This is a genomic window from Immundisolibacter sp., from assembly GCF_028696615.1.
In the GTDB taxonomy this organism is placed as follows: Bacteria; Pseudomonadota; Gammaproteobacteria; order Immundisolibacterales; family Immundisolibacteraceae; genus Immundisolibacter.
On sequence record NZ_JAQVGQ010000257.1, the window covers coordinates 1 to 3422 of the forward strand.

The 3422-nt window shown below is 69.2% G+C and carries 3 protein-coding genes and 1 pseudogene; 2 read left to right on the plus strand and 2 right to left on the minus strand.

All coding sequences use genetic code 11. The features are described from left to right. Window positions 1-15: 15 nt before the first annotated feature. Entirely contained in the window at window positions 16-1197 is a 1182-nt protein-coding gene (locus PHC73_RS12790) for an aromatic ring-hydroxylating dioxygenase subunit alpha (protein ID WP_300128952.1), read from the minus strand. A gap of 165 nt (window positions 1198-1362) precedes the next feature. Between PHC73_RS12790 and PHC73_RS12795 the strand changes: the two genes are divergently transcribed. Both PHC73_RS12795 and PHC73_RS12800 read left to right on the plus strand, forming a co-directional pair. Next, window positions 1363-2694, plus strand: a complete 1332-nt coding sequence (locus PHC73_RS12795) for an aromatic ring-hydroxylating dioxygenase subunit alpha (protein WP_300128954.1) — start codon at window positions 1363-1365, stop codon at window positions 2692-2694. Further along, on the plus strand, window positions 2691-3224 hold the full coding sequence (locus PHC73_RS12800) for an aromatic-ring-hydroxylating dioxygenase subunit beta (RefSeq protein WP_300128957.1): 534 nt from the start codon (window positions 2691-2693) through the stop codon (window positions 3222-3224). Before PHC73_RS12795 ends, PHC73_RS12800 begins: the two co-directional genes overlap by 4 nt. Before the next feature lie 10 nt (window positions 3225-3234). Here the strand turns inward: PHC73_RS12800 and PHC73_RS12805 are convergent. Continuing rightward, window positions 3235-3422 (minus strand): annotated as a pseudogene (locus PHC73_RS12805) (benzoate/H(+) symporter BenE family transporter); the annotation flags it as partial.

The following is a 3422-nucleotide window of genomic DNA, read 5'->3' on the forward strand; positions in this document are numbered from 1 at the left end:
AAAATTCACAAGCTCTCAGGCCGCCACCGTCATGCCGAGCGCCCGCCGGTAGGCGTCCCAGAACACCACGCACTGCAGCTCGTCGTTCTGCTGCGAGTCGGTGTACGGGTCGGCGTCCAGGCGCACGCCCTTGACCATGTAGTTGTTGCCGGGCGCGCCGCGTGCCTTGGTGATGCGGTTGAACACGGCGCCGTCTTCCAGCGTGATGAAGCCGCTCGGCCCCAGCATGTTGGACGACTGGCGCAGGCGGTGGCGGCGCGTGGCCTCGTCGTCGTCCTGGTGGGCGTAGTAGGTGTAGTGGACCTCGGTGCGGGTCGGGCCGAGCGGCACCGCGTAGCGCACGGTCATGGTGTCCATCTGCTTGTTCATGTTGGTGGTGGGGAACAGGATGGCCAGCTGGCCGCCATCCTCGGGCCGGTGCTCGTAGGCGATGACGCTCGGGTCCCGCAGCAGCGGCGGCTTGCGGTTGGGCACGATCTGGTAGTGAGCGTTCCTGTGCCCGTGGCGGGTGCCGGACAGCACACCCTTGCCGCCCACCCAGTTCAGCATCCGGAACGCCGCGTGCAGCATGGGCGCGTGCCAGCCGTCCTGGTCGAAATAGGCCTTCCAGTTGCAGTCGAAGACGACCTTCTGGTAACCGAGCAGCGTCAGTCGGCCGTCGCCGCCGAGGATGCGGCGGATGATCTCCTCCATGCCGTCGAGAAACGTCGCCAGCGGCGGCGCGGCCGGGTCGAGCGTCGCGAAATGCAGGCCGTGGATGCTTTCGAGCCGCACCGGCGGCAGGCCGAAGTTCGCCTTGTCGAAGCCGGCGATGAAGTCGTCCTCGCCCGGACACACGCGCAGCTCGCCCGCGCTGTCGAAGCTCCAGCGGTGGTAGGGGCACTCGTGCTGCTCGCCGTGGCCGCGAAAGCCCGGCACCAGCAGCACGCCGCGGTGGCTGCACGCGTTGATGAAGGCGCGCACGGTGCCGTCCGCGCCGCGGCTGATCAGCAGCGGCCGTTCACCGAGCGTGAAGGTCTTGTAGTCGTGCGGGTTCGGGATTTCCGCGTCATGGGCGACGGGGTGCCAGTAGGGACCGTGAAAGATGCGCTCGATCTCGGCCCGGTAGATGTCCTCGCGATGAAAGATGTCGCGCGGGATGGCGTTCGGCTCGTTCGGCCAGGCGTAGGCGGCGGCGCTGCGGGTCTGCATGTCCATGGGGGGAGTCTCCTCGGCTTTGGTCGGCGTTCGTTTTGGGCGCGTTCACTCGATCAATCGAGCCGCGCGCGGCCAATCGTGGGCGCCGGCCAGCATATCGCCTCCCGCTGCGGCCGGTGCCTGTCGTAAGCTGCGGACAGGAGAAAACCTTCTGGAGGAGGCGCGATGTCGGCACCGGAAATCCTGGACGCCGCCGGCGCGGCGGCGCTGGTGGACGTGGAGCAGGGGCTCGCCAGCCGGCGCCTGTTCGTGGACCAGGCGCTGTTTGAGCTGGAGGCCGAGCGCATCTTCACGCGCGCCTGGCTGTTCGTGGGCCTGGACAGCGAAATCCCGAACCCCGGCGATTACGTGACGCGCAACATGGGTCTCGACCCGGTGATCCTGGTGCGCGGCGCGGACGGCCGCGCGCGGGTGCTACACAACAGCTGCCCGCACCGCGGCGTGATGATCTGCCAGGCGGACGTGGGTCACGCGCAGGGCTTCACCTGTCCCTACCACGGCTGGAGTTTCGGTCTGGACGGCCGTTTCCAGAGCGCCTTTCACCCGCGCGAGTTCTACCGCGGCGCACTCGATTTCGACCGCCTCGGCCTGCACCCGGCGGCGCAGGTGGACAGCTACGCCGGGCTCATCTTTGCCACCTGGGACGCCGGGGCGCCGCCGCTGGCGCACACGCTCGACGACACCGTGCGCTGGTACTTCGACCTGTTCTTCGCGCGCACGCCGCAGGGCATGCAGGCGCTCGGCCCGCCGCAGCGCTGGGTGTTCGAGCACAACTGGAAGATCGGCCCGATCAACTTCTGCGGCGACGGCCCGCACGCGCCCACCCTGCACGGGCCGATCAGCCAGCTGGCGGTGGGCGATTCGCCCGAGCAGTTCATGGCCGCCATCCTGGGCGAGAGCCCGGACGTGATGCTCGGCAACGGCAGCGCCATCCTGCTGAACCTGACGCCGGGCGAGCGGCTCGATTTCGTCGGCTACCACCCGGACATGGTGGACCTGCACCGGCGCACGCTGAACGCGACGCAGATTGGACTCTTGGGCCGCATGATGACCGGCGTGGCGACGCTGTTCCCGAACCTGTCGCTGGTGCAGGCGCCGGTGCGCTTCGACGCCGACGAGCCGCCGATCAACTTCCTCACGCTGCGCCTGTGGCAGCCCATCAGCGCCACGCGCACCGAGGTGTGGAACTGGTTCCTCGCCGAGCGCGAGGCGCCGGACGACTGGAAGGCGCGCTCGCTGAAGGCGGGTCTTCGCTCGTTCTCGGCCGGCGGCACCTTCGATCAGGACGACGCCGAAGCCTGGGCGGCGGTCAGCCGTGGCATCCGCGGGCCGGTTGGGCGGCGGCTCGACCTCAACTTCCAGATCACGCGCGGCTGGCGCGACGACCTCTGGCACGACTTTCCCGGCCCCGGCAGAACCTGCCGCAACATGTTCACCGAGTGCACGGAGTTCGAGTTCCTGGCCGAGTGGCGGCGCTGGATGGCGGGGGAGAAATGAACGCGGCAACCTTCTCCCTGCCGGCGGGCGAGCCGGTCAGCGACGCCGACTACCGCCGCGTCAGCGAGTTCCTGTTCCGCGAGGCGGACCTGCTGGCGAGCCGCCAGTACGACGCCTGGCTCGCGCTGCTGGCGCCGGACCTCGTCTACCGGGTGCCGCTGCAGCAGTTCGAAAAGCGCGGCGAGCAGCGCAGCTACGGTGGCGACCCGGCCTGGCTCGACGAGACCCGCCACAGCATCGGCGTGCGCATCCGCCAGCTCACGCATCCGCAGTCGAACGCCGACCGCGTGCCGAGCTTTCTGCGCTACTTCGTCACCAACATCTTGGCCGTGGCGGCCGACGACGGCCCGCGCGTGGCAAGCCAGGTGCTGCTGCTGCGCGTGCGCGCCAACAACCCGCAGCCGTTTCTGCTGAGCGCCGCCCGCGACGACCTGCTGCGCCCGCAGGGCGGCGGTCTGCTGCTGGCGCGGCGCGAGGTGCGGCTCGACATGCCGATCATCGACACGCCGAATCTCGCGTTTTTTCTGTAGCTCGGCCGAATTACTGCCCCCGAATCGCCGCGCGCAGCTCGTCGCGCTCCAGCAGCGCCGAGGCGACGACGGCGAACACCAGCCCCCAGAACGGCGCGCCGATGTTGAAAATCGGCACATTGGCCACGGTGACCACGAAGGCGACCAGCGCACCCAGCGGACAGCGGCCGCGAAATGCGCTCTGGAACGCCCCCTGCA